Below are 24,020 nucleotides of genomic sequence, written 5' to 3'. Positions count from 1 at the left end.
ATCTAGGGCAGCGCCTACGATCCGGTGGTGCGTGGACCACTGACCGACATGAGTCTCGCGGCCGCGCTTCCGCCGTTGCTCGCCGACGGCTGGGGCATCAGAGGCGCGTCCGTCGAGCCGCTCGGCGGCGGGATGAACTCCGCCACGGCGACGGTTGCGACCCCTGGCGGCGTGTACGTCGCGAAGTGGGTGCCGGCTCGCGAGGTCGACCGGCTGGCGCGCGGCTGTGCGGTCGCGGCCACCCTGGCGGCGGCCGGGATGAGCACCGGGGCGCCCCTTCCCGCGCTCGAAGGTGCGCTGACCTGGCCTCTTGCCGGGGGCACGGTCGCTCTCGGTGTGTGGGCGCCCGGCGATCCGCTCACGGGCGACGACGAGGCCGAGCAGACGCTGATGGGCCACACCCTGGCCCGCGCTCACCTGATCACCCGGACCGGCCGAGCCGCCGGCCGCTTCGCGAGCTGGCTCGACGTCGAGCGCGACAGTCTCGGGGTCGAGTCCTGGCTGCGGCCGGCGTACACGATGGTCATGGAGGAGTACGCCGCGCTGCCGCCGCTCACCTGGGCGACGCTGCACACCGACCCGTCTCCCGAGGCCTTCCGCTTCGACGCCGCGAACGGCACCACCTCGCTCATCGACTGGACGGGTGCCGAGCCCGGACCCGTGCTGTACGACGTGGCGTCGGCGGTGATGTATCTCGGTGGTCCGGAGCACGCGGGTGCGTTCGTCGACGCGTTCCGCTGTGAGGACGTCATGCCGGCCGACGAGTGGGTGCACCTCGACACGCTGCGGCGCGGTCGTTGGCTGGTGCAGGCGGCCTACTTCGCCGAGCGTCTGGCCGCCGACGACCTGACCGGCACCGACGCCGCGGGATATCGAGAGGGCTTCGACCGGGCCCGGCGCGGTCTGCGCGATCTCGGTGTCGGCTAGCGGCCGAGCCCCTCGACGACCTCCGCGCCGGGCAGCCTCCCGACCAGCCGGCCGGGCAGCAGCAGCTTCGAACGTCGTACTCCCGAGCCGATGACCGCGACGTCGAGGTCGAGGACCGCGGCGTCGACCAGGACGCGCCAAGTGGCAGGCAGGCCGATCGGCGTGATGCCGCCGTACTCCATCGCCGACTCGGCGACCGCGCGGCCCATGTCGAGGAAGGACGCCTTGCGTACGTCGAGGGTGCGCTTGACCAGGTTGTTCACGTCGGCGCGGGTGTCGGCCCGGACGATGCAGGCGGCCACCCGCTCCTCGCCGTCGCGTCGGCCTGAGACGACGACGCAGTTGGCGCCCGCGGTCAGCGGCAGGTCGTAGGCCTCGCTGCACGCAGCGGTGTCGGCGAGCTCCGGGTCGATCTCGAAGACACCGACACCAGCGGCTGATGGCCACCCGGCCAGCGCTGCTGCCACCGCCGGCGCGAGCAGGTCGGGCCGCTCGAGGGCGGGCACGGTGGTCACCGAGCCGAGGGCCGGGGTCGTCGACGTCATCGCGTCATCATCACCCATTCATGTCGGTGTCATCGTCCGGTGGTGCGGGCCTCCCACGCTGGAGCGGTGACCCTCATCCAGCTCGCGCCCCCGCGAGCCCGCGAGTCCAGCCTGGTCGTGACCCCCGCCGTCGTCGCCCACCGTGGCGCGTCGGGACACCGGCCCGAGCACACCCTCGAGGCCTACCGCACCGCGATCCGGATGGGCGTCGACGACATCGAGCTCGATGTGGTCGCCACCCGCGACGGAGTGCTCGTCGCCCGCCACGAGAACGAGATCAGCGGCACCACCGACGTCGCCGATCACAAGCGTTTCGCCGACCGCCGCACCACCAAGATGGTCGACGGCGAGATCCTCACCGGCTGGTTCACCGAGGACTTCACGCTGGCCGAGCTCAAGCGGCTCACCGCCCGCGAACGGCTGCCGAGGCTGCGTGCCGCCAACACGGCGTACGACGGGTCTGAAAGCGTGCCGACCCTGACCGAGGTGTTGGCGATGGTGCAGGTCGAGTCCGTACGACGCGGCAGTGGCGTGGGCGTCATGGTCGAGCTCAAGCACGCGGCGTACTTCGACTCGATCGGCGTGCCGCTCGACCGCCCGCTGCTCGCCGACCTCGCGCACCACGGCCTCGACCACCCGCGGTCGCGGGTCAGCATCATGGCGTTCGAAACCACGATCCTGCGACGGCTGGCAACGGAGTGCCGGCTGCCGCTGATCCAGCTGATCGGAGCCCGGCGCGAGCGGCCGGCCGACCTGGTCGCGGCCGGCGATGGCCGAGCCTACGGAGACCTGGTCACGCCGGAGGGGCTCGCCTGGATCGATGAGTACGCCGACGGGCTGGGCGTCACGAAGGGCCTGGTCCTGCCTCGGGACACGACGGGCCGCACCGGCCGGCCCTCGTCACTGGTGCGCGACGCGCACCGGCAGTGGCTGACCGTGCACGTGTGGACCCTGCGTGCCGAGAACACCTACCTGCCCGCCAACTTCCGCGGCCCCGGTCGACCGCGCGACCACGGCGACCTGGCCGCCGAGGCGGCCGCCCATCTCGCGGCTGGCGTCGACGGCCTGATCACCGACCATCCCGACCTCGTGCTGCCGGTGGTCGCCGCCTCCTGATCAGTTCGCGCGGCTGCCGTGCGACGTTCACCTGAGGCGCCGCCACCCGTCACCCGCGATCGGTGAGGTGGCCGCATGAGACCTCAGACCCCCCTCCTCGCTCTCTCCGCCCTCGTCTCCGGCGCCGTCCTGGCCACCTCGGTGGGCGTCACCGCACCGGCGCAGGCCGCCCCCAAGCACGACAAGACCACCATCACCACGGTGATCGGTCACCGCGGCGCCTCCGGCTACCGCCCCGAGCACACCCTGGAGTCCTACCGGCTGGCCATCGCGCTCGGCGCCGACTACGTCGAGCCCGACCTCGTCTCGACCAAGGACGGGGTCCTCGTCGCCCGCCACGAGAACGAGATCGGCGGCACGACCGACGTGGGCAGTCATCCGGAGTTCGCCGCCCGCCGCACCACCAAGACGATCGACGGTCGCTCGGTCACCGGCTGGTTCACCGAGGACTTCACCCTGGCCGAGCTGAAGACGCTGCGTGCCAAGGAGCGGCTGCCGCTCGTGCGGCCCGGCAACACCAGGTTCGACGGCCAGTTCGAGGTGCCCACCCTGGACGAGGTGCTCGACCTGGTCGCGACCGAATCGAAGCGCACCAAGCGCCGGATCGGTGTCTACCCCGAGACCAAGCACCCGACCTACTTCGACTCCATCGGGCTCTCGATGGAGGAGCCGCTGGTGGCCACGCTCAAGCGGCATCACCTGGACCGCGGGAACGCCGAGGTGTTCCTGCAGTCGTTCGAGACGGGCAACCTGCGCGATCTCGACGCGATGACCAAGGCCCCGATCGTGCAGCTCATCGACGCCTCCGGGGCGCCGTACGACCTGGTCGCGGCCGGCGACCCCACGACGTACCGAGACCTCACCACGCCGGCCGGCCTCGCGAGGATCGCGGAGTACGCCGACGGCGTCGGCGCCAACAAGGAGCTCGTGCTGCCGCGCGATGCGGCAGGTGCGGCGACGGTGCCGAGCGCATTGGTGGCCGACGCGCACGCCGGCGATCTGTTCGTGCACGTCTGGACGCTGCGGGCGGAGAACCAGTTCATGGCGACCAACTTCCGCCGGGGCACCGACCCCTACGCCCCGGGTGACCTCGGGGCCGAGACCCGTGCGTTCGTGGCTGCCGGCGTCGACGGGATCTTCACCGACAACCCGGACATCGTGGTCGCCGCTCGCTGAACGCACATGTAACGCGCCGTTACTCACAGTTCCGCGCCCACCAGTGGGCGCAGGAGACGGAGTAGCGGCGCGTTACAAGGGGAGGGCCGGGTCAGTCCTGCGGCAGGACCACCCAGGCCACCAGGTAGGCGATCGCCACCGAGCCGAAGCCGAAGATCACGCCGAGGACGGTCAGCAGGCGCACCAGTGTCGGGTCGACGCCGAGGTGCCGGGCCAGCCCGGCGCAGACACCGGCGACCATCTTGTCGTCGCTGCTGCGGGAGATCCGGCGTACGGCTGGGGCGGTCTGGGTCTGGTTCATCGGTCCTGCTCCTTGTTCTCGGTGGGGTTGACTCCTGTGGCTGCTTCCTCGCCATACGGCGTGGAGTACGGCGCGGCGTATGGCTGGTAGTCGGCCTGCGCAACGGCCTTGGCCCGGCGTCCCCCGCCGAAGGCCACCGCGATCAGCCCGGCGAGACCGGCCAGGACCCACGGCACCGGCAGCAGCCAGCGGATGTCGGAGCCTTCGATGACGTCGGCCGAGATGGCGGCCCAGACCCCGACCAGGCCGAGGAAGGCGACGCCCATGACGAGGTTGCCGACGTTGATCGGGTGTCGTCCGGAGGTGTCGGTGGTGGTGATGATGTTGGTCATGGTCTCGTTCCTCACTGGGTGATGACGATCTCGCCGACGCCGAGCTCGGCGTCCACGTCGATTGTGGGCTGTCCGGTGCCGCCGCTGCGGCTGCCGCTGGCCATGACGTCGATGCCGCCGGACTCCTGGCCGAAGACCTCGACCGAGCCGGGGCCGTTGACGGTGCCTTCGGCGTTCACGGTGACTCCGGCGGGCACGATGACCTCGATCCGGCCGACGCCGCCCTCGACGACGATGGTGCGTCCGTCGAGTGCCTCGGGGTCGGTCACGTCGGACAGGTCGACGGTCATCTCACCGGCCGCGTTCCAGTAGCGGGCCTGCACCTCGGCGGCGGTCTCGGGGCTGTGCACGACGTCGCGTCCGTCGACGTTGGAGGCGATCGAGGCGATGACGAGCGGGATCGTGAGTAGTACGCCGAGCGGGATCAGCCCGCCACCGCGGCCCCAGAAGGCGCTCAGCACCAGCATCGTGCCGGTGATGCCCATCGCGAGGGCCGGGTAGGCGCCGCCCGCGACGGCGACCCCGGAGACGTCGACGATGCCGAGCGTGCCCAGGCCCAGCGCGATCAGCGCGAGGGTGAACCAGAAGAGGATCGGTCCCCGCTTGCGGGGGTCACGCGGCCGCGGCGGCGGCGTGTAGGCGTACTGCTGCTGCGGGTACGACGCGGCATATGACTGGGCATACGGGTTCTCGACCGGCTGCCCGCTCTCGTCGGTGGCCACCGGCGCCACCCAGCCCGACTGGCTGGTGCCGTAGCGCTGCATGCGACGCTCGTGGCGCCGGTTGAGCACGAACCACGCCAGCAACCCCACGAGGGCGAGGGGCCATGGGAACCAGTTGCCGCCCCACGTGCCGCCGACCAGCGCGATCGCGGCGAGCACGCCGATGACGATCAGCGCGACACCGCGTGCCTTCTCGTCCAGGTTGACCGGCGCGTGGTCCTCGCCTTCCTCGGGCACGAGCAGCCACAGGGCGCCGTACGCGAAGAGGCCGGCACCGCCGAAGAAGGCGGTGACCACGAAGATCACCCGCACGATGATCGGGTCGATGTCGAGGTGGCGAGCGACGCCGCCGGCGACACCGGCGACGTGTCGGTCGATGCGCGAGCGGCGCAGGCGGCCGAGGTCGGTGATGTCGTCGCGGGTGACCCGTGGGCCGTCCTCGGTGGCGGTCGGACCCGGCTCAGCGTGCTGCGTCCCGGGCGGGGGACCCTGCTGCGGGTCGCCCTGCGAAGGAGCGTCTGGAGAAGTCATGACCACAGCCTGCGCCGTCGGGAGCCCCGAAACCATCGGGGACGACCCTGATTCGCACGCCCCGCCCCGGGTCCACCCTCAGGGTCGGCTCGGGGTCAAGCCTCATGGTCGGGGCCTCGACCCTCTGCGACGATGGAGGTCGACATGAGCAACGCAACCGAACTCCCGCGCGCAGTCCGCCGGGCCACCCGCGACTCGGCCGAGCCCTTCGTGGGTGGTGTCGCCTCGGGTGTCGCCCGGCACCTCGGCCTGCCCGCGCTGTGGGTGCGGGCGGCGTTCGTGCTGATGGCGACGATGGGCGGCATGGGCATCGCCCTGTACGCCGCGTTGTGGGTGTTCCTCCCTTCGGATGCGTCCTTCGAGAACTCCACGCCGGGTCTCGAGAGCGCCTCGCGCACCGGCAAGCGGCCGCGTCGCGTCTCCCGGCTCGCCGACGTCGGCCCGGCGATCGCCCTCGGCGCTCTGGGTTTCGGCGTGATCCTCGTGGTCGAGGCGTTCTTCGGCCGTGGAGCCTTCTTCTGGCCGGTCGTCATCGGGCTGGCCGGCATCGCCCTCCTGTGGCGCCAGGCCGACGAGGTGCAGCGCGAGCGCTGGCTCGACACCACCGGCCGCGTCAACTGGTACCGCGCCATCTTCGGCGCCGGCGGCTGGGCGTCGTACGTCAGGATCGCGGCCGGCCTCGCGCTCGTCGTCACGGCGTTCGTCGCGTTCGCCCTCACGAGTGGGCAGCTCGGCGCCGCTCGTGACGTCGTGGTTGCGGGCCTGCTCGGCATCGTCGGCCTCGCACTGGTGATCGGGCCGTGGATGATGCGTCTCATCGGCGACCTGGGCGCCGAGCGGGCCGAACGCGTCCGCACGCAGGAGCGCGCCGACATGGCCGCCCACCTCCACGACTCCGTGCTGCAGACGCTGGCGCTGATCCAGAAGAACGCCGATGACGGCCCGACCGTCGCGCGGCTGGCCCGCGCGCAGGAGCGCGACCTGCGGTCGTGGTTGTACGTCGGCGAGTCGACCGACGACACCACCCTGGGCGGGGCGCTGCGCGAGCTGGCCGCCCGGGTGGAGGACGAGTACTCCATCGTCGTCGACGTGGTCGCCGTGGGGGACCTGCCCATGCACGAGTCGATCAGGCCGCTGGTGCACGCGACGCGCGAGGCGGTCGTCAATGCCGCCAAGCACGCCGGCACCGGCCACGTCGACATCTATGCAGAGGTGCTCGACGACGCAATCGAGGTGTTCGTCCGCGACCGCGGCGCGGGCTTCGACGTGGCCGGCGTGCCCGATGACAGGCTCGGCGTGCGCAACAGCATCATCGACCGGATGGTCCGTCACGGTGGCACCGCCGCCGTCGACTCGTCGCCCGGTGACGGCACCAACGTGCGGTTGCGGATGCCCCGCACCGCGAGAGGAGACAACGATGTCTGAGGCTGCTGCCCCCGTGCGGGTGGTCATCGTCGACGACCACGCGATGTTCCGCGCCGGAGTCCGGTCCGAGCTGGTGAGCATCGGTGCGGCCAAGGTCGAGATCCTGGCCGAGGCCGCCGACGTCGACGAGGCGGTGGCCGCGATCCGCGAGCACCGGCCCGACGTCGTACTCCTCGATGTGCACCTGCCCGGCGGCGGTGGTGCCGAGGTCATGCGGAGGCACCCGGCGGCCGAGACCCGCTACCTTGCGCTCAGCGTCAGCGACGCTGCCGAGGACGTCATCGGCACCATCCGCGGCGGCGCGCGCGGCTACGTCACCAAGACGATCACCGGCCCCGAGCTGGTGGCCGCGATCGGCCGCGTCTCCGAAGGCGATGCGGTGTTCTCCCCGCGGCTGGCGGGCTTCGTGCTCGACGCGTTCGCCGGGTCCATCGACCTCGCGCACATCGACGAGGACCTCGACCGGCTCACCGAGCGCGAGCGCGAGGTGATGCGCCTGATCGCCCGTGGCTACGCCTACAAGGAGGTCGCGAAGGAGCTGTTCATCTCCATCAAGACAGTCGAGACCCACATGTCGGCCGTGCTGCGGAAGCTCCAGCTCTCCTCGCGGCACGAGCTCACGCGGTGGGCGAACGACCGCCGGCTGCTATAAGCCTCGATCCACCGATGGGCAGGGGCTGAGCGTCCGCGGTCGCTGAGGCGGGGTCTTCGAGTGTGTGGGCGTGGCCGACCGTCTGGCCTCGCTGCCAGGTTGTTCCGGGTTGGTCGTTGTGCCGGTGTCGGCTGGGGGTGGTCTGGTCGTCGGTGCCGGTGGTGGTCCGCAGGCCCGGGTGAACAGGTCGCTCCAGGCGGTCTCCCAGGGCCATCCGGTCGGGAGGTGCAGAGTCACTCTTCGTGCCGAGGAGGCGACCCGGGCGGGCACGGCGATCAGCTTGCGGCGGATGGTCGCGGTGGTGGCCTTGGCGAGTCCCGGGCCGGTGATGGTCGCGGCTGCTCTGGTCAGGTTGAACGCTATGACGGCCAGCACGAGCCAGGCGGCGTTCGCGGCGAACTTTCCCGATGGCAGATGCGCGAGGGCGGAGCCCTTGAGGTCGGAGTGGACCTGTTCGATGATCGCGTGGCCGCGGTGGGTCTTGTCCGCGGCCACCGTGCCGGCCACGGCCGGGTCTGTGGTGGTGAAGAAGGCGTGGAAGCGCCAGGTGTCGAACAACGTCTCCTGACCATTCTTGGCGGACGTGTTGAGGTCGGGGATCCGGCGGACCACGAGCCGTCCGGTGACTTGGTCGGCTTTCTTCTTGGAAGTGAACGCGGTGAACGGAATCTCGGCGACCTCGGCGCGGGAGACCCACGTGTTGGTGGGTTCATCGAAGACGGCGTCGGTGTACTCGATGGTGGTCCAGGCATCGTCACCGATGGTGGCGATCGCCGCCTTGACCTTGGGATCCATTCGCACGGTGACCGAGATGTCGGCGCCACCGCGCAACGCCGCGTTGACCACCTCGGCGCCGTAGAACGCGGAGTCGGCTCGCAGCATCGGGCGCAGATCGGACTTGGCGGGCAGTTTGCTGGTGGTCTTCAACGCGTCGGCGACCAGGCGTTTCGCGCCCCGCGGTGAACCACATGATCCCTTCCGGAGCCGGTGGGCCACGATCACCGGCGCGGACTGGCTCGTGGACACGACAGCGAGCAGCGCGTTGAGCCCACGCACGCCGGAGTAGCCGTAGCCAGAGCCCTGCTTGGCGTGCCCGTGGACCTCGACGATGGTGTCGTCGATGTCGATCATCACCCGCTCGCTGGTGTCAGGTGAGGTCACGATCATCACCCGCTCGCTGGTGTCAGGTGAGGTCACGATCAGCGGTGCCTGCTCGGCCAGCCCGGCCAAGAACCTCGAGGCGACAGCGTCGAGCTGGCGGACGTGGCCGAAGCTGAACGTGCGCAGGAACGAACCCAGCGTCGAGGGCGCGTAGGCGTTCGTGAACACCCGGCCCATCCCGCCGTGACGGAGCAGCGCCATGTCATCGATGCTGTCCGCGCCGGCGACCATCCCGGCGACCAGCGAGGACACCTTCAACCCCGCGTTCGCGCCCTTGTCGGTCGGCACAGTGAGGTGGGCTTGGGCCAGTTCCTGGAGTCCCGCGGATCGGGCCAGCGCGAGGACCGGGACCAGCCCGGCCGACGACACGAGATTGGGATCATCGAACACTGCCGACGTGGCACGGGGCGTGTGGCAAAGTTGCATCTACGAGATGCCCTTCGTCTTGGTGAGAATTGGGACCCTGAAGAAGTCCGATTTTCCCAGCACGTAAGGGCATTCTCACTTCACGACGCGCTCACAACCTCAAGCTCATCGGTGGATCGAGGATAAGGGAGCGAGCGTCATTGCGCCCAGTACGACGCGTGGTCGAAGTAGTCGTCGGCCATGTGCGCATTGTGGGTGCCGGTCTGGCGCGCCGATGCTCAAATGAACTTATGCACGGGCAGACTTCGGACGGCCGACCAATCCTCGGCGCTGACGCGCTAGCACATCTGAAGGAACCGTCGTCCGGTCTTTGCTGGTGGTGTCGGGACCAGCCAGCGACCACAGGCGAGCACAAGTTCAAACGCGCCGACCTCGTTCGGCTCATGGCCGGCGATGGTCTCCTGCTGTGGGGAGACGGATCAGACTTGCGGGAGATACGCGGCAAGAGTGGGATCACGAGAGACCGCTATGAGGTGGTCAAGTTCCCGAAGTCTCTCTGCGAGTCCTGCAACAACAAACGGTCCAAACCCTTCGACAACGCGTACGACGTCTACTCGGCGTATGTAGCCCGCACGCCGCTGCACACGGCGCCGGGCGTTGACCTCAAAGTCGTCTTTGGCAGTGAGTGGAAGGCGCGGACTCTGGACCTGGCCCGGTACTACGGCAAGCATTTCGGCTGCCGCATGGTTCGAACTGGCACGCCCATACCTGCCTCCCTACGGCTCTTCCTTGACGGCGCCATCGACATGCCGGACGCCCACATGGCGCTGATCACGACGGATTCGATCGGCAAGGGCTACGAGCCGGGACTCGCGATCAGTCCGGACTTCGTGGAGACCGACAAGACCCGCAGTCGTTTCGAGCGCTACGTGCTGGCCGCGTACGTGGGCCCGATAGGTGTTCGCTACGAGTGGTGTGCGGACGGGATCGCGGATGAGCAGCGGTCTCAGTTCTTCCACCACCCGTACCCCATCATCAACTGCTTTGAGGACCAGCTCGCCGTTGCCGAAGGGAGAACGCGACCATCCTGACGTGGTGTGCTCGTCGGTAGCGGCCCTGGTTAAGCACGACCGGGCCTACTGTCCCGACTGTCACGTCGTCTACCTAGCGAGTTCGCCCACTCGGCGCACAAGCGCTTGGCCAAGGCGATAGAACTTCAGTGCGTCGCCGCGTACCCCGTCTGGGTTTGGGCCTGCCTCGGGGATCGGCCAGAGGCCGGAGTTTTCGATCGTCACCCCAAAAGAGTCCACATACCCAGGGGACGACGGGTCACAGCTGGTGTAGCGCACGGTGATCGTGCCGTCTTTCCCAAGTCCCGCTACGGTCGTCCCGTCATCGAAGTTTCCTTCGAGACGCCAGAGGGACCGAATGCTGCACGCGGGCGGCAACGTCCTCGGCGTGGCGAAGAGGTCTCTGATGGCCCGTGAGACGTCGTCCATCTCACCCGGCCACGAGTCGTAGGAGATCGTTAGCTCCCGTGCGGCCGACCGCCCTGAGTTGGTGATCCGTACGTCATATGTCGTCTGACCCGAGAGTCCCGGCAGAATCTCCACATATACATAAGGACGCGTCTGCTCAATGCTGTCGAGACGTGCCTGCTCGTTTGCAGCCTTGGCGGCCTCGGCAGAAGCGGTCGCCGCCTCACTAGCCCGGCGCGACGCATCCAGCGTGTGCTTGGCCGTGCGCCAAGCAGCGACGGCCATCAACACAAGGACAAGGGTAAGTACGGCGGTCGCGAGAGCCGACCACGCAGCAACTTGGTCGGTCCAGGCTGGATCATTCGTCACGGCATGAAGGTTCTCATCCGCCACCGACATACGCGGGTAGCGGCGCCCACGCGGCCACGTCGGCGGTTCGCACTACGGCTCGGTCATGGCCAAGACGCGCGAGAGGATCGCGACGAGGCTCGGGATGCGCTGATCTTCTGCGCCCGCGTCTTTCCGCCGCTTAGGCCGCGGCGGACAATCGTGCGGTGCCATGGGCTGTTCAGTTGGCACCGTCAAATTCAGGTAGTGCCGCTCACGTCTCCCCGGTCAGCGAGAACGTCGAGAGTCGCCAACCGGCGAAGGCGATCCCGCCGGCGGCCACGAGGATCGCCGCGACCAGCGCGTACGTCGTGCCGACAGGCGCGGCTTCGTCGATGCTGTCCGACAGGGCAGCCGCGATGTCGCGCGCCCACGCGCTGACGCTCAGCCAGCGCACCCCGTCGAGCAGGTTGCCGATGGTGCCCTCCCACAGGAAGACGAACAGCAGCCCGGCCACCACGGCGTGCCGGGTGAAGGCACACAGCGCCAGGAACAGCCCGGAGTAGGTGAACGCCGCCACGACGGCGCCGGCCAGCATCGCGAACGACATGCCCGGGTTGCCGGAGTCGTTGACCAGCCCGGCCAGCAGCACCGGCAGGGCGCCGAAGCCGAGCGCGGCGACCAGTGCGACGACGTACTTGCTGACGGCGACGGAGTAGCGGTTCACGGGCTTCGCGAGCAGGTAGACGATCGAGCCGTCATCGATCTCGGGGCCGAGCACGGCCGTGGCGGCGAGCAGCGCGACCAGCGGCAGCGCGAGGTCGCGGCCGAGCTCGCCGACGATCTCGGTGTAGGCGGTGCCGGGCTCGGTGAGCAGGCGTACGACGAGGGTCAGCACCAGCAGGATCAGCGGGATGACCAGCATCATCAGCCCGCGCCGACGCCCGAAGAGGGCCTGCGCGGACAGCCGCAGGATCGTGGCGTTCATAGTTGCTCCGTCATGACGACACCAGGTAGGCGAAGACGCTCTCGAGCGACTCGTCGGTGGGGGAGACCTCGATGAGGCGTACGCCGAGGTCGCGGGCGAGGCGCGGCAACGCGACGGCGAAGCTGCCGAAGTCGCCGACCTCGACCTCGAGCCCACCGCCACGGCGGAGCACGACGCCGACGACCGACTGCTCGCCGATCAGGGCAGCGGCGAGGGCCCGGTCGTCACTGGTGTGTACGACGTAGCGGTTGGGCCGGTCGGTCATCAAGCGCCGGATCGCGCCGAAGTCGCCGGAGGCCGCATGTCGCCCGGAGACGACGACCTCGACATGGCGGGCGACCTGTTCGACCTCTTCGAGGATGTGCGAGCTGAACAGCACGGTGCGGCCCTCCGTGCCGAAGAGGGTGAGCAGGCTCATCAGGTGCATGCGCTGGCGGGGGTCGACGCCGTTGAACGGTTCGTCGAGGAGCAGTACGCCGGGGTCGTGCACGAGTGCCGACGCGAGCTTGACCCGCTGCCGCATGCCCTTGGAGTAGGTGCCGATGCGGCGGGCCGCGGCGTCGGACATCTCGACGACGTCGAGCGCCCGCTCACACGCGGCGCCCGGGTCGGCGAGGCCGTGCAGCTCGGCGTTGGCCTGCACGAACTGGCGGCCGGTGAGGTAGCCGAACGCCACCTCGCGCTCGGGCACCAGCCCGATCTGCCGGAAGATCTCGGTGTTGCGCCAGGCCGGTGCGCCGTCGAGGTGGACGGTGCCGGCCGACGGCGCCAGGAAGCCCGCCATCAGCGCGATGATCGTCGACTTGCCGGCGCCGTTGGGGCCGAGCAGACCGGTGACGCCCGGCCCGATCTCCATCGAGACGTCGTTGACGGCGACGACGTTGCCGTACCAGCGCGAGACCTTGTCGAAGGTGATGGTCGTCATCGCGTCGCCAGCCTTCGGTAGCGCCAGAGCAGCAGGCCGAGCCCGCCGAGCGCCAGCAGCAGGGAGACGACGACGTACAGCGCTTCCATGCCGGTGCCGGTCGGGGGAGTGATGGCGGTGTCGGCGTCGGTGAGTACGGCGACGTCGCCGGCGTAGAGGGTCATCGGGTGGAAGAGCCCGGCAATCTCGCCGACCCGCTTCTGGTCCTGGTCGAACGAGATGCCCTGGATGACCGCGACCACGCCGTAGCCGAACAGGATCGTGCCGATCGTGCCGACGATCGCGAAGCCACGACGAAGCGCGATCGCGCTGAACAGGCCAGACACGCTCGCGAGCATCCCGGCCAGCAGCACCGTCACCAGCGTCGCGGCGAGGAAGTCGCGGGTCTGCTCACCGGCGTCCATCGACGCCAGCAACGCGCCGGCGTACATCACGACGATCGGCGCCATCACGAACAGGAAGATGCCGGTGACCAGCGCTCCCCAGCGGGCCAGCGCGTACGCCGTGGCGGAGAGCGGTCGTGCGAGATACAGGGAGATCGTGCCGTGCCGGAGGTCGCGGCTGAAGAGGATCGGACCCTGCGCCGCGGCGAACGTGCCGAGCAGGATCGTGGTGGTGGCGGCGTACTCGGGATAGGCCAGGGGGAGGGAGTTCAGGCCGATGAACGTGGCGACGCCGACGATGATGACAGCGGGCAGGAGGTTCAGCGCGAGCAGGGCGAACGGCAGGATCTTGGACCTGCCCGAGCGGCCGAGCCCGAAGACGTTGCGCAGGCCGGTGACGTAGAGCGACCACGCGATCGCGCCGTGGCCTCCGCGCGGGCCGGAGTAGGGCCGGTAGCCGATGTCGTGGATGACACCGGAGGGCCTGCCGGTGGGTTCAGTGGGGCTGGACGGCACCGGCCACCTCCTCCCGGAAGATGTCCTCGATGCGGCGGTGGTCGGGCTGGATGCGCACCAGTCCGAGGCCGAGGTCGACCGCGGTGTCGCGGATCGTGTCGAGCACGTTGCGGTTCTCGTCGGCCGCCGGCGGGTCGACCGCGACCACGTTGCCGCGCGGCTGGCACGCGAACCCCGCGTCGTACAAGGCCTTGCCGAGTCGGTCGCGCTCGGTCGCGCCGCCCAGCACCTCGACCAGCAGCGTGCCGGTGTTGTCGAGGAACTCGCTGGTGGCCGACGATCGCAGCAGCCGGCCGCCGTCGAGTACGACGACGTGCTCGCTGACCCGCTCGAGCTCGCCCAGCAGGTGGGAGGTGACGAGCACCGCGATGCCGAAGTCGTGCCCGATGCGACGGACGAGCTCGAGCATGTCGTCGCGCGCGGCCGGGTCGAGGCCGTTGGTGGGTTCGTCGAGCAGGACGAGCTGCGGGTCGTGGGCGAGGGCCTGCGCGAGCTTGGCACGCTGCTTCATGCCGGTGGAGTAGCCGCCCATCGGCCGGTAGCGCTCCTCTGCCAGCCCGACATGACGGAGTACGTCGGCCGCCCGCTCGCGCGCCGCTGCGTGCGGCAGCCCCGACATCTGCGCCATGTGCACCACGAAGTCACTCGCACTCACGTCGGGAGGCAGGCACTCGTGCTCGGGCATGTAGCCGACCCGGGCCCGGATCGCCGCTCCCTCGGCTGCGATGTCGTGGCCGAGCACCCGCGCCGTGCCGCCGGTCGGGTCGAGGAGGCCCAGCAGGATCTTGATGAGCGTCGACTTGCCGGCGCCGTTGGCCCCGACCAGACCGGTGACGCCCTGTCCGACGACGACATCGAGGGAGTCGAGCGCGAGGACCTGGCCGTAGTCCTTGGTCAATCCGCTGGTCTCGATCACCGGCATCGAGTCTTGAGCGGAGGACAACACCATGGCGCCGAGACTAGCGGCGTGCTCCACGAGCTGCTGATCTCGGCCGGGCCGCCGTCTTGGCTCCTCCGTGCGGGGAGGGGCGACAGACACACCGTCGGAAGGCGCATGAAAAGTGCTCGACCAGTTGTCCACAAGGTGGCCTATCGGGCGTGATCCGGGCCAGAAATGTCGGTGGTCCCTGATTGAGTTCTCGTATGGCGATCACGACGAGCGAGCTTCCCGACACCGCGTCCGCGGTGCTGGCGTTCGCGCGCTCAAGCCGCGCTGCGGCCGATCGCGAGGAAGCCAACCTCCTGGTCGCGGCGTGCGAGTGGGCCGACCTGCACCCGGCTTCCTCGGTGCTTGATGCGGCCGCGTTCTTGCTGCCTGGTGGTTCGGAGCATGAGGAGCCGGTCGCTGGGCGCTGTTGGTGGCGGAGTTCTGCATCGCCGAGTTCGGTGCCGTGCTCGGCATTTCCACGGTGTCGGCGAAGCACCTGATCGGTCAGGCGATCGAGCTGCGGCACCGGCTACCCAGGTTGTGGCGACGCGTCCAGTCCGGTGACCTGCCCGCCTGGCGGGCCAGGCGGATCGCCGAGACCACCATCCACGCCGGGCTCTCTCGTGAAGCAGCGTCGTACGTCGACGCGCAGCTCGCCCCGTTCGCGCACCGCACCTCGACCTCGGCGGTGGACCGGTTGGTGGATGCGGCGATCGCCCGGTTCGACCCCACCCGCGCCGCTCTGGAAGCAGCCCGGGCCGCGGATGGTCGACATGTGACGATCGAGGAGGAGCAAGTCTCGTTCGCCGGCACCATGCGGGTGACCGCCGAGCTGGATCTGGCCGACGCCCTCGACTTCGGCGCCGCCGTCACCCACGGTGCAGACGTCTTGAAGAGCCTCGGGTCTGAGGAGTCGCTCGATGCCCGCCGGGCCTCGGCGGTCGGGGAGATGGCACGGTCCCAGCTCGCCCTGCCGTTGGTTGGTGAGGTTGCGCAGCAACCGTCTCGAAACCAAGCCTCCACTGCGGCTCGGCAAGTCGTCCTCCATGTCCACCTCACCGAGGACGACCCGGTCGCCCGGCTCGAGCGCGGCAACCTCGCCACCGTCGACCAGATCTACCAGTGGTGCACTCAGTCCCGCACCGAGGTGACGGTGAAGCCGGTCCTCGATCTCAACGAGCACATCGTCTGTGCCGGCTACCACCCCTCGGCCCGGCTTCGAGAGCAGGTGATCCTGCGCGACCAGACCTGTGTCTTCCCGTGGTGCACCAAGACTTCCCGGGCCTGCGACCTCGACCACATCGTCCCATGGGAGCAAGCCGGCGAGACCTCCACCCATAACCTCGCCGCGCTCTGTCGGCGACACCACCGCCTGAAGACCCACTCCGCCTGGTCCTACCGGCGCACCGGCCCCGCGACGTACACCTGGACCAGCCCGCATGGCCACACCTTCGTCCGCGGCCCCGCGGGCACCGATCCCGGTTGACCACCAAGCCCCACACCCCGCCCAGCACGACCACGGGCGGGGACACCGGCCTGCGCCGGCCGGGACGCGTATCTCCGCGGTGGCCGGCGAGGAGGTGGTCTGCTGTCAGGGCGACCCCGGACCGTGGAACTTCATCTGGCACGACAACTCGGCCGTGGCACCGATCGACTGGGACTACCTCCACCCGGCTCCGCGCCTGGACGACGCCGCCTACGCACTGCACTGGTTCGTTCCCTTGCGCAGCGATGCCCTCGCTCTCGCGTGGCATCACTTCCCGGACGTCCCTGATCGCCGGGAGCGGGTCCAGGTGTTCCTCCGTGCGTACGGCGACTTCCCGACGTTCGATGTCGTCGACGCCGTGACCGCAACGCACGTGGGTCGCCGACGGCAGCGTGGAGCGCCGGTCCGCTGAGATCACGTGGATCCGCACCCATCGGGATCTCTTCGGTTGAGCCAGGTGGAGCGCGCGTCACTAGGCTCCTGCCATGGAAACCCTGCGCCTCGTGCTCCTGCTGATCCACATCCTCGGCTTCGCGGCGCTGTTCGGCGGGCTCGTGGTCCAGGCCCGCGAGCCACAGAAGACGGTCAACGCCGCAATGCGCGACGGTGCCGGTACGGCGTTCCTCGCCGGTCTGCTGCTCGTCGGCGTGCTCGAGGCGGGCGACGGCGAGGTCAACCACGCCAAGATCGGCGTGAAGTTCGCGATCGGCCTGGTCATCCTGGTGCTGGTGATGGCCAACACCCGCAAGCCCAGCATCCCGAACGGTCTCTACCTCGGCCTGCTGGCGCTGACCGTGGTCAACATCGGTGTCGCTGTCTTCTGGTCTCCCGCACACACCTGATTGGCGCCAGTGGTCAGTTCACCAGGGTGGGCTTGGCCTCCAGCACGTCGAGCTCCTGGTCGGGCGTCCCGATCACCGTGTGCGTCACGGGCAGGTCCTTCCAGCGCCTGCCGTTGATGCGGTACCGGCCCGAGTACGTGATGTCGATGCTCGGGTGAACCGTTTGGTGCGCATCGATGTACTGCCACGTGATCGTCTGGTGGGGGTACGGCGCACCGTGGTCGCTGGTCACGAAGGGCTCGGCGTCGGCAGCAACGGTGGCGTACTTGGCCTGGTCCCAGTGCCACGTGTACTCCGACGGTGTCGCCAGAATCTCTACTCGTGACCCCAGGAGCTGGACCGACTGTGAGACCGGCTGGGTGCTCGTCGTGTAGAAGATCGTGTCGAAGTTGACGAGCGTCTCGCCCTCGGGTGGCTGGATCACCAGGGTTGCCTGCGGCCACGTGAGCCTCTTGAACTCGGCGGCGACTTCTTTCGGCCCGGGACCCTTGTCGCCGTCCTTGGGGTCGAGGCAGACCGTGGCGACGAGGGTCCAGTTGTCCCTGCCGGCGTCGGCCCGATAGATGTTGTAGAGACCGAGGGGTGGGTCCGTGTCGCAGTTCTTGGGATTGGAGCAGATGTCACCGACGTTCTCGGAACCGCAGGCTCGCTCGAGGTCGTACTGGTAGCTCTGGACGGCGGCCGTGTTCTGCATGTCCTGCCAGCCTTCGGCGGAAACGATGCAGACAGTCTGTGCAACATCCCATCCAGCGTCCGTTTGGCAGGTTCCATCGCCGGCGTAGGCGACCGGCCAGGGCGTGACGACGACCGCCGTGAGCGTTGCCACAAGTGCCACGAACCGGGCGATCATGGGATCACCACTATTTCTCGGATGACCAGAGCCTCGTGCTCGCGGACGACGTCAATGTCGTAGGTGACTCGGCCTCCGCTGTACTCCTTCCAGTCGTCTTCTGGAGACTGCCGAACCCGACTCGGTTCGAGATCGACCTTGGCCTCGTAGACGCCGCTACCCTTGATGCGCGGCGACTTGCGCACAGAGACCACGCGCTGGGCCTGGAGATCTACCTGCCCACCCCCCGCGTAAAGCTTGCCGACCATGCGGACCAAGCGCCGACACGTCTCACACTCGTCCGCGGTAATCGCCTCGTAGGCACTCGTCTCGCCGGTCGCCTGCATCTGGACGTTGAGCTCCGCCCACTGCCTGATCAGCGCTTCCGCCTCCTCCGCCTCCGACTGCGGAGTCGGTGAAGCCGTGGGCGACGGAGTCGGCGCTGCCGCCGACGTCTTCGGCATCTTCGGGACGGGATCGTCCTCGGAGCAACCGGCGAACAACGTCAGGCCGGCGAGGAGCAGAGCGATGAGCATCCCCCGATTACGCATGCGACGTGTCCTTTCCCGAGTAATACGTCGCCCCCGAGATTAACGAACGCATCGTTCCGGGGGAACCCGCCGCCGGCCGCCTGTGGAGAACCCGAGCGAGGCGAAGGAGCGTCGGCGCCGGCACGTAGGGTTGGCACCGACATGAGCGACCTCCTCCCCGGCTTCGACCACCTCCAGCCCGAGCCCCGCACGACCCGCCGTGGGCCGAGCCGCGAGGAGCTCCTGGCCGGGCTCAACGAGCCCCAGCGCGCCGCCGTACAACACGCGGGCGCGCCGCTGCTCGTCGTCGCCGGAGCGGGGTCGGGCAAGACCCGCGTGCTCACCCGTCGCATCGCCTGGCTGATCACCGAGCGCAAGGCCCACCCGGGCTCGATCCTGGCCATCACCTTCACCAACAAGGCCGCGGCCGAGATGAAGGAGCGCGTCGAGGACCTCGTCGGCAAACGCGCCCGCATCATGTGGGTCTCGACGTTCCACTCGGCGTGCGTGCGCATCCTGCGCAAGGAGATCGACAAGTTCGGCTACAAGTCGAGCTTCTCGATCTACGACTCCGCCGACTCCAAGCGGCTGATGACGCTGGTGCTGCGTGACCTCGACCTCGACCCCAAGCGCTACCAGCCGAACGCCGTCCTGCACTGGGTGTCCAACCACAAGAACGACCTGCGCGACGCAGACGAGGCAGCCAAGGACACCAAGAACAACTTCGAAGAGGCGTACGCCGCGGCGTACTCCGCCTATCAGCGGCGGCTGCGCGAGGCCAACGCCCTCGACTTCGACGACATCATCATGCTGACCGTGCATCTCTTCCAGACGTTCCCCGAGGTGCGCGAGACCTACCGGCGCCGGTTCAGGCACGTGCTCGTCGACGAGTACCAGGACACCAACCACGCGCAGTACGCCCTGATCCACGCGCTGTGCGCCGACAACCCCGAGCTCACCGAGGCGGGTGGCGAGCGGATCGAGCCGGCCGAGCTGATGGTGGTGGGTGACGCCGACCAGTCGATCTACGCGTTCCGCGGCGCCAACATCCGCAACATCCTCGACTTCGAGCAGGACTTCCCCGACGCGAGCTCGATCCTGCTCGAGCAGAACTACCGCTCGACGCAGACGATCCTCAACGCCGCCAACTCGGTGATCGGCAACAACTCGGGCCGCAAGCCCAAGCGGCTGTGGTCGGAGGCAGGGGCGGGGGAGCGGATCGTCGGCTACGTCGCCGACGACGAGCACGACGAGGCCCGGTTCGTCTCCCAGGAGATCGACACCCTCGCCGACGGCGGTGTCCGGCCGGCCGACGTCGCGGTGTTCTACCGCACCAACGCCCAGTCGCGAGTCTTCGAGGAGGTGTTCATCCGCACCGGCCAGCCCTACAAGGTGGTCGGCGGCGTGCGCTTCTACGAGCGCCGCGAGGTGCGTGACGCACTCGCCTACCTGCGGATGCTCGCCAACCCCGACGACGAGATCTCGCTGCGCCGCATCCTCAACACTCCCAAACGGGGCATCGGCGACCGGGCCGAGGCCTGCGTCGCGGCGCTCGCCGAGCGCGACCGCCTCACGTTCTGGCAGGCGCTCACGCGCGCCGGCGAGGCGCCCGGCGTGGCCACCCGGTCGCTGAAGAACATCGAGGCGTTCGTGGCGATGATCCAGGAGCTCCAGTCGATGGTGGCCGCCGACGAGCGGGCCGACGTGATCCTCGAGTCGGTGCTGGAGCGGTCCGGCTACCTCGTCGAGCTCGAGGCCTCCGACGACCCGCAGGACCACACTCGGGTCGAGAACCTTGCCGAGCTCGTCGCAGTGGCCCGCGAGTTCTCCGACGACCCGGTGGCGGGTCCGTCCGCCGACCCCGCCGACGTCGACGCGGGCACGGTCGCGCCGGGCCTGGGCGACTTCCTCGAGCGCGTCGCCCTGGTGGCCGACACCGACCAGATCCCCGACACCCCCGAAGGTGACGACTCCGGAGTGGTCACGCTGATGACGCTGCACACCGCCAAGGGGCTGGAGTTCCCGGTGGTCTTCCTGACCGGCCTCGAGGACGGCATCTTCCCGCACCAGCGCTCGCTCGGCGACCAGCCCGAGCTGGAGGAGGAGCGCCGCCTCGCCTACGTCGGCGTCACCCGCGCCCAGGAGCGGCTCTACCTCTCCCGGGCGGTAGTGCGCTCTGCCTGGGGCGCGCCGTCGCACAACCCGGCTTCGCGCTTCCTCGACGAGATGCCGGTCGACCTCGTCGACTGGCGGCGCACCGAGGCGTCCCAGACGAGCTGGGGCCGGCCCGACCTCTCGACCGGCCCGGCCCGGCTCGGCCAGCCGACCGCCGCCGGACGCCGCAACTTCTCCTCCGCCGCCGCCCGCGCAGACGTCATGGCCAAGGCCAAACCGGCCCGCGAGATCCCGTCGCTCGAGCCCGGTGACCGGGTGCTCCACGACTCCTTCGGGCTCGGCACCGTCGTCTCGATGGAGGGTGCGGCAGAGAAGTCCGTCGCCTCGATCGACTTCGGCTCCGAAGGTGTCAAGCGGTTGCTGCTGCGATACGCCCCCGTCGAGAAGCTGTAGGCCTGTCCACCGTCTGAAAACACCGGGCGCTCACCCGGCCACGGATGCCACACTCGACGCATGCCCACCTCGAGCCAGTGGCTGGCCTTCCTGGTTGCCTCGATCCTGTTCATCCAGGTCCCCGGCCCGAGCCTGCTCTTCACCATCGGGCGGGCGCTCTCGGTCGGACGACGTGAAGCACTGCTGTCGGTGTGCGGCAACGCGCTAGGCATCGCCTGCCAGACCGTGTTCGTGGCTCTCGGGCTCGGCGCGATCGTGGCGGCCAGCGCGACGGCGTACTCCGCGCTGAAGCTCTGTGGAGCGGCGTACGTCGTCTACCTCGGCATCCAGGCGATCCGGCACCGCAGTGACGCGCGACTGATCCTCGAGGGCATGCGGCCGTCGGCGACGCGGCAGTCGCGACCGGTACGAATGGGCTTCGTCGTCGGCGTCACCAACCCGAAGACGCTTGTCTACTTCGCGGCTTTCCTGCCGCAGTTCGTCAACGAGGGCGCCGGCTCGACCGGGCCGCAGATCGCGCTGCTCGGTGCGGTGTTCGCGTTGATGGCGGTGATGTCTGACTCGGTGTGGGCACTGGCGGCGTCACGCGCTCGCGACTGGTTTGCGCGGCGGCCAAGCCGGCTCGACTCGCTCGGCCTGGTGGGCGGACTGTCCATGGTCGGGCTCGGCGCGACGATGGCCGCGACCGACTGACCGGGTTACGGCTGGACGTCGTGGCTGACGAGCGCGGTGTACGGGTCGATCGGAGTGTCGGGGTCGGGCCGGACCTCGAGGTGCAGGTGCGGTCCGGTGACGTTGCCGGTCGAGCCGATGGAGCCGATGACCTCGCCCGGAGCGACCGAGTCGCCGGTGTTGACGAGGTAGGAGGTCTGGTGGCAGTACCAGATCTCGGTGCCGTCCTCGAGGGTGATGACGGTCTTGTTGCCGTAGGCGCCGTCGTAACCGGTGGACGTCACGACGCCGCCGGCGACGGCGTGGATGGGGGTGCCGCTCGGAGCGGCGAAGTCGAGGCCGGTGTGACTGCTCGACCACAGGCCGCTCGACATGCCGAATGTCGCGGTGATGCGGTAGCCGTCGACCGGCAGCACCCACTGGTTCTTCTCGAGCTTGATCGACTGCTGGGCGGCCTTTTCGGCGTAGGCCTCTAGCGCGGTGTTGCGCTGGCGAGCGCGAGCCTCGGCCTCGGCGACGAGCTCGGGGTCGGCCGCGGTGACCGGGGTCCGGCGCGCGGCACGGCTGACCGTGGCGCCGCGGCTGAGCAGCCCGGCGTCGGTGGCGCCGGCGAAGGCGCTCGCCGCGGTGACGGTGTTGCTGTCGAGGTCGCCGGTGAGCTGGCCGGGGTCGGCCGCGCTGATGGCGCCGCCGGCAGAGACGGACAGGGCAGCCACGCCGATCAGCACCGGAACCGAGGGCAGGCGGCTGAAGAGAGGGGTGCTGGGGGCGGAGCGCCGGGAGGCCTTGCGCTTGCCGGCACTGGCCGGGCTCACGGCGACAGGCTTGGTCCTGGTGACTGACTTCGACACGGCGCGGGAGGCCATCCGGGTGCCGGCCGCGGGGGCTGCATCACGTGCGCCGATGTGGGTACCGGGTGTGGAGGACTGGGTCCCCGAGGGGTCGCGGCGGTGACCGCGTTCTGCTCGGTGCTGACCCATAAAAGGTTTACCTCGACTGCGTCCGGGGGAAAGGCAACGCGGCCGACTGTAACGGATAGGTCACGGCCGCTGAAATCCTGCTCGCCATCGATTGTGGATGACCACGTCGGCGAAGCAGGAGTTTGGCGCATTCCCCGCCTTCTGGCAAGGCCGGGTCGAGGTGGTTCGGGCCTCCAGGCATTGCTCCCCCTCGGGACGGACCACGCGTCGCGAGCCGGGTTCGGCTAGCGTGCCGGGCATGAGCGCGACAGCCCCCGTACGCCGCATCCGGATCGTCGTCGGCAAGCCCGGTCTCGACGGGCACGACCGGGGCGCCAAGATCGTCGCGCGCGCCCTGCGCGACGCCGGCCACGAGGTCATCTACACCGGCCTGCACCAGACTCCCGAGCAGATCGTGGAGACCGCGATCCAAGAGGACGCCGACATCATCGGCCTCTCCGTGCTCTCGGGCGCGCACATGACCCTGTTCCGCAAGCTCGTCGAGCTGCTCGCCGAGCGCGACGCCTCCGACATCGTCATCTTCGGCGGCGGGATCATCCCCGAGGAGGACATCCCGGTGCTCGAGGAGCTCGGGGTCGCCAAGGTCTTCACCCCCGGCGCCACCACCGGTGAGATCACCGGCTGGGTGGCCCAGCACTTCGCCGAACCGTCCTAGACCTCCTTCTTCTTCACGTCGAGCACGACATTGAGCCGCTGACCGACGAGGCAGCCCTCGCGAAACGACAGCCGCGACGAGGTGATTCGTCGCGGCAGCAGCGGCGCACCGGCGCCCAGCACGACCGGAGTGACGTGCACGTGGATCTCGTCGAGCAGCCCTGCGTCGTCGAACTGGCCGACCAGGTTGCCTCCACCGACGACCCAGATGTTGCGGTCGGGCACGGCCACAACCATCTCGTCGTACGCCGCTCGCACGGGACCCTGCACGAACCTGATGTCGATGCCGGGGATCTGCGGCAGCTCACGGTGGGTGAAGACCCACGCCGGGCGATCGCCGTAGAACTCGTGCCACCGGTCGGGGCTGGTGCGCATCTCGGGATGATGCCCGAGCACCCACTCGTAGGTGGTGGCACCCATGGTCAGCACGCCCACCCCGGCGATGAAGGTGTCCCACGAGCTCGCGCCCTCCTCCTCGTCGGAGTGCGGCACCTCGAAGAGCCAGTCGAGGGAATGGTGCTCGTCGGCGATGAATCCGTCGAGGGTGGCGGCCGTGTAGTACTGCACCTTGGTGCTCATGCCGAAGACGCTAGCGCCGGGCGCCGACGTACGGCTGGATCGAGCTTGCCGTGACCGAGATCGCACCTCCCGAGCGTCGAC

General features: G+C 69.2%; 25 protein-coding genes and 1 pseudogene. 12 read left to right on the top strand and 14 right to left on the bottom strand.

Annotation, left to right across the window (positions count from 1 at the left end):
* The first annotated feature begins 27 nt into the window (after window positions 1-27).
* Window positions 28-927 carry a phosphotransferase gene (locus H4Q84_RS09060; RefSeq protein WP_248583062.1) on the top strand — a complete coding sequence of 300 codons (900 nt, stop codon included), beginning with the start codon at window positions 28-30 and terminating at the stop codon, window positions 925-927.
* On the opposite strand, the gene H4Q84_RS09055 is transcribed toward H4Q84_RS09060, so the two are convergent.
* Window positions 924-1,472, bottom strand: coding sequence for a YbaK/EbsC family protein (locus H4Q84_RS09055; protein WP_248583061.1), 549 nt, complete (start codon window positions 1,470-1,472; stop codon window positions 924-926). The genes H4Q84_RS09060 and H4Q84_RS09055 overlap by 4 nt on opposite strands.
* A gap of 66 nt (window positions 1,473-1,538) precedes the next feature.
* Here H4Q84_RS09055 and H4Q84_RS09050 point away from each other — a divergent pair, with 66 nt between their 5' ends.
* Entirely contained in the window at window positions 1,539-2,588 is a 1,050-nt protein-coding gene (locus H4Q84_RS09050) for a glycerophosphodiester phosphodiesterase family protein (protein ID WP_248583060.1), read from the top strand.
* A gap of 75 nt (window positions 2,589-2,663) precedes the next feature.
* Window positions 2,664-3,764, top strand: a complete 1,101-nt coding sequence (locus H4Q84_RS09045; RefSeq protein WP_248583059.1) for a glycerophosphodiester phosphodiesterase — start codon at window positions 2,664-2,666, stop codon at window positions 3,762-3,764.
* 91 nt (window positions 3,765-3,855) lie between these two features.
* Here H4Q84_RS09045 and H4Q84_RS09040 read toward each other — a convergent pair whose 3' ends face one another.
* From H4Q84_RS09040 to H4Q84_RS09030, 3 genes are read right to left on the bottom strand one after another with little or no spacing between them, the layout of a single operon-like run.
* Window positions 3,856-4,065: a PspC domain-containing protein gene (locus H4Q84_RS09040; RefSeq protein WP_248583058.1), complete on the bottom strand. Its 210-nt coding sequence runs from the start codon at window positions 4,063-4,065 to the stop codon at window positions 3,856-3,858.
* Window positions 4,062-4,397: a hypothetical protein gene (locus H4Q84_RS09035; RefSeq protein WP_248583057.1), complete on the bottom strand. Its 336-nt coding sequence runs from the start codon at window positions 4,395-4,397 to the stop codon at window positions 4,062-4,064. Before H4Q84_RS09035 ends, H4Q84_RS09040 begins: the two co-directional genes overlap by 4 nt.
* A gap of 11 nt (window positions 4,398-4,408) precedes the next feature.
* On the bottom strand, window positions 4,409-5,650 hold the full coding sequence (locus H4Q84_RS09030) for a PspC domain-containing protein (RefSeq protein WP_248583056.1): 1,242 nt from the start codon (window positions 5,648-5,650) through the stop codon (window positions 4,409-4,411).
* 144 nt (window positions 5,651-5,794) lie between these two features.
* On the opposite strand from H4Q84_RS09030, the gene H4Q84_RS09025 reads away from it, so the two are divergent.
* Window positions 5,795-7,075: an ATP-binding protein gene (locus H4Q84_RS09025; protein ID WP_248583055.1), complete on the top strand. Its 1,281-nt coding sequence runs from the start codon at window positions 5,795-5,797 to the stop codon at window positions 7,073-7,075.
* A complete protein-coding gene (locus tag H4Q84_RS09020) occupies window positions 7,068-7,727 on the top strand; it encodes a response regulator transcription factor (protein ID WP_248583054.1) in 660 nt (219 codons plus the stop codon). Before H4Q84_RS09025 ends, H4Q84_RS09020 begins: the two co-directional genes overlap by 8 nt.
* Window positions 7,728-7,904: 177 nt before the next feature.
* On the opposite strand, the pseudogene H4Q84_RS09015 reads toward H4Q84_RS09020, so the two are convergent.
* Window positions 7,905-9,314 (bottom strand): annotated as a pseudogene (locus tag H4Q84_RS09015) (IS1380 family transposase); the annotation flags it as partial.
* A 158-nt stretch (window positions 9,315-9,472) separates the two neighbouring features.
* Between H4Q84_RS09015 and H4Q84_RS09010 the strand changes: the two are divergent.
* Window positions 9,473-10,345, top strand: coding sequence for a hypothetical protein (locus H4Q84_RS09010; protein ID WP_248583053.1), 873 nt, complete (start codon window positions 9,473-9,475; stop codon window positions 10,343-10,345).
* Window positions 10,346-10,414: 69 nt separating this feature from the next.
* On the opposite strand, the gene H4Q84_RS09005 is transcribed toward H4Q84_RS09010, so the two are convergent.
* The 5 genes from H4Q84_RS09005 to H4Q84_RS08985 all read right to left on the bottom strand — a co-directional run bounded on the left by H4Q84_RS09005 (window position 10,415) and on the right by H4Q84_RS08985 (window position 14,820).
* Complete coding sequence (locus H4Q84_RS09005) at window positions 10,415-11,125, bottom strand: hypothetical protein (RefSeq protein ID WP_248583052.1); 711 nt, start codon at window positions 11,123-11,125, stop codon at window positions 10,415-10,417.
* Between the two features lie 208 nt (window positions 11,126-11,333).
* The gene (locus tag H4Q84_RS09000) at window positions 11,334-12,047 is read right to left on the bottom strand and encodes an ABC transporter permease (RefSeq protein ID WP_248583051.1); all 714 of its coding nucleotides are present in this window, start codon (window positions 12,045-12,047) and stop codon (window positions 11,334-11,336) included.
* 10 nt (window positions 12,048-12,057) lie between these two features.
* Window positions 12,058-12,972: an ABC transporter ATP-binding protein gene (locus H4Q84_RS08995; RefSeq protein WP_248583050.1), complete on the bottom strand. Its 915-nt coding sequence runs from the start codon at window positions 12,970-12,972 to the stop codon at window positions 12,058-12,060.
* Window positions 12,969-13,871, bottom strand: coding sequence for a hypothetical protein (locus H4Q84_RS08990; protein ID WP_248583049.1), 903 nt, complete (start codon window positions 13,869-13,871; stop codon window positions 12,969-12,971). The genes H4Q84_RS08995 and H4Q84_RS08990 overlap by 4 nt, the downstream gene beginning before the upstream one ends.
* Window positions 13,852-14,820 (bottom strand): ABC transporter ATP-binding protein, encoded by a 969-nt coding sequence (locus H4Q84_RS08985; protein WP_248583048.1) that lies wholly within the window; start codon window positions 14,818-14,820, stop codon window positions 13,852-13,854. Before H4Q84_RS08985 ends, H4Q84_RS08990 begins: the two co-directional genes overlap by 20 nt.
* Window positions 14,821-15,223: 403 nt before the next feature.
* Between H4Q84_RS08985 and H4Q84_RS08980 the strand changes: the two genes are divergently transcribed.
* The 3 genes from H4Q84_RS08980 (at window position 15,224) to H4Q84_RS08970 (ending at window position 17,127) form a co-directional block, all read left to right on the top strand.
* Window positions 15,224-16,285 carry an HNH endonuclease gene (locus H4Q84_RS08980; RefSeq protein ID WP_349238424.1) on the top strand — a complete coding sequence of 354 codons (1,062 nt, stop codon included), beginning with the start codon at window positions 15,224-15,226 and terminating at the stop codon, window positions 16,283-16,285.
* A gap of 79 nt (window positions 16,286-16,364) precedes the next feature.
* Window positions 16,365-16,697 carry a phosphotransferase gene (locus tag H4Q84_RS08975; RefSeq protein WP_248583046.1) on the top strand — a complete coding sequence of 111 codons (333 nt, stop codon included), beginning with the start codon at window positions 16,365-16,367 and terminating at the stop codon, window positions 16,695-16,697.
* A gap of 73 nt (window positions 16,698-16,770) precedes the next feature.
* On the top strand, window positions 16,771-17,127 hold the full coding sequence (locus H4Q84_RS08970) for a hypothetical protein (RefSeq protein ID WP_248583045.1): 357 nt from the start codon (window positions 16,771-16,773) through the stop codon (window positions 17,125-17,127).
* A gap of 13 nt (window positions 17,128-17,140) precedes the next feature.
* Here H4Q84_RS08970 and H4Q84_RS08965 read toward each other — a convergent pair whose 3' ends face one another.
* A complete protein-coding gene (locus H4Q84_RS08965) occupies window positions 17,141-17,821 on the bottom strand; it encodes a hypothetical protein (protein WP_248583044.1) in 681 nt (226 codons plus the stop codon).
* 152 nt (window positions 17,822-17,973) lie between these two features.
* Complete coding sequence (locus H4Q84_RS08960) at window positions 17,974-18,507, bottom strand: DUF6318 family protein (protein WP_248583043.1); 534 nt, start codon at window positions 18,505-18,507, stop codon at window positions 17,974-17,976.
* Between the two features lie 141 nt (window positions 18,508-18,648).
* Between H4Q84_RS08960 and pcrA the strand changes: the two genes are divergently transcribed.
* The gene (gene pcrA, locus H4Q84_RS08955; RefSeq protein WP_248583042.1) at window positions 18,649-21,054 is read left to right on the top strand and encodes a DNA helicase PcrA; all 2,406 of its coding nucleotides are present in this window, start codon (window positions 18,649-18,651) and stop codon (window positions 21,052-21,054) included.
* Between the two features lie 60 nt (window positions 21,055-21,114).
* A complete protein-coding gene (locus H4Q84_RS08950) occupies window positions 21,115-21,747 on the top strand; it encodes a LysE family translocator (protein ID WP_248583041.1) in 633 nt (210 codons plus the stop codon).
* A gap of 5 nt (window positions 21,748-21,752) precedes the next feature.
* Here H4Q84_RS08950 and H4Q84_RS08945 read toward each other — a convergent pair whose 3' ends face one another.
* Window positions 21,753-22,541, bottom strand: a complete 789-nt coding sequence (locus H4Q84_RS08945; RefSeq protein WP_248583040.1) for a M23 family metallopeptidase — start codon at window positions 22,539-22,541, stop codon at window positions 21,753-21,755.
* Window positions 22,542-22,944: 403 nt separating this feature from the next.
* Between H4Q84_RS08945 and H4Q84_RS08940 the strand changes: the two genes are divergently transcribed.
* Entirely contained in the window at window positions 22,945-23,361 is a 417-nt protein-coding gene (locus H4Q84_RS08940) for a cobalamin B12-binding domain-containing protein (protein WP_248583039.1), read from the top strand.
* Here the strand turns inward: H4Q84_RS08940 and H4Q84_RS08935 are convergent.
* On the bottom strand, window positions 23,358-23,939 hold the full coding sequence (locus H4Q84_RS08935) for a dihydrofolate reductase family protein (protein ID WP_248583038.1): 582 nt from the start codon (window positions 23,937-23,939) through the stop codon (window positions 23,358-23,360). The genes H4Q84_RS08940 and H4Q84_RS08935 overlap by 4 nt on opposite strands.
* Between the last annotated feature and the right edge of the window lie 81 nt (window positions 23,940-24,020).

The organism is Nocardioides sp. InS609-2 (genome assembly GCF_023208195.1).
Lineage (GTDB): Bacteria > Actinomycetota > Actinomycetes > Propionibacteriales > Nocardioidaceae > Nocardioides.
The sequence above is the reverse complement of the archived record's forward strand: the minus strand, read 5'-3'. Positions and strand labels throughout refer to the sequence as shown.

Excerpts from the sequence above, each read along its gene's own strand:
- H4Q84_RS09025 (WP_248583055.1), top strand. The coding sequence starts at position 5,795 with ATGAGCAACGCAACCGAACTCCCGCGCGCAGTCCGCCGGGCCACCCGC.
- H4Q84_RS09020 (WP_248583054.1), top strand. The coding sequence starts at position 7,068 with ATGTCTGAGGCTGCTGCCCCCGTGCGGGTGGTCATCGTCGACGACCAC.
- H4Q84_RS09045 (WP_248583059.1), top strand. The coding sequence starts at position 2,664 with ATGAGACCTCAGACCCCCCTCCTCGCTCTCTCCGCCCTCGTCTCCGGC.
- H4Q84_RS08965 (WP_248583044.1), bottom strand. The coding sequence starts at position 17,821 with ATGCAGAACACGGCCGCCGTCCAGAGCTACCAGTACGACCTCGAGCGA.
- H4Q84_RS08960 (WP_248583043.1), bottom strand. The coding sequence starts at position 18,507 with ATGCGTAATCGGGGGATGCTCATCGCTCTGCTCCTCGCCGGCCTGACG.
- H4Q84_RS09055 (WP_248583061.1), bottom strand. The coding sequence starts at position 1,472 with ATGACGTCGACGACCCCGGCCCTCGGCTCGGTGACCACCGTGCCCGCC.
- H4Q84_RS09030 (WP_248583056.1), bottom strand. The coding sequence starts at position 5,650 with ATGACTTCTCCAGACGCTCCTTCGCAGGGCGACCCGCAGCAGGGTCCC.
- H4Q84_RS08935 (WP_248583038.1), bottom strand. The coding sequence starts at position 23,939 with ATGAGCACCAAGGTGCAGTACTACACGGCCGCCACCCTCGACGGATTC.
- H4Q84_RS09035 (WP_248583057.1), bottom strand. The coding sequence starts at position 4,397 with ATGACCAACATCATCACCACCACCGACACCTCCGGACGACACCCGATC.
- H4Q84_RS08995 (WP_248583050.1), bottom strand. The coding sequence starts at position 12,972 with ATGACGACCATCACCTTCGACAAGGTCTCGCGCTGGTACGGCAACGTC.
- H4Q84_RS08970 (WP_248583045.1), top strand. The coding sequence starts at position 16,771 with ATGGAAACCCTGCGCCTCGTGCTCCTGCTGATCCACATCCTCGGCTTC.
- H4Q84_RS08950 (WP_248583041.1), top strand. The coding sequence starts at position 21,115 with ATGCCCACCTCGAGCCAGTGGCTGGCCTTCCTGGTTGCCTCGATCCTG.
- H4Q84_RS08985 (WP_248583048.1), bottom strand. The coding sequence starts at position 14,820 with ATGGTGTTGTCCTCCGCTCAAGACTCGATGCCGGTGATCGAGACCAGC.
- H4Q84_RS08940 (WP_248583039.1), top strand. The coding sequence starts at position 22,945 with ATGAGCGCGACAGCCCCCGTACGCCGCATCCGGATCGTCGTCGGCAAG.
- H4Q84_RS09040 (WP_248583058.1), bottom strand. The coding sequence starts at position 4,065 with ATGAACCAGACCCAGACCGCCCCAGCCGTACGCCGGATCTCCCGCAGC.
- pcrA (WP_248583042.1), top strand. The coding sequence starts at position 18,649 with ATGAGCGACCTCCTCCCCGGCTTCGACCACCTCCAGCCCGAGCCCCGC.
- H4Q84_RS09000 (WP_248583051.1), bottom strand. The coding sequence starts at position 12,047 with ATGAACGCCACGATCCTGCGGCTGTCCGCGCAGGCCCTCTTCGGGCGT.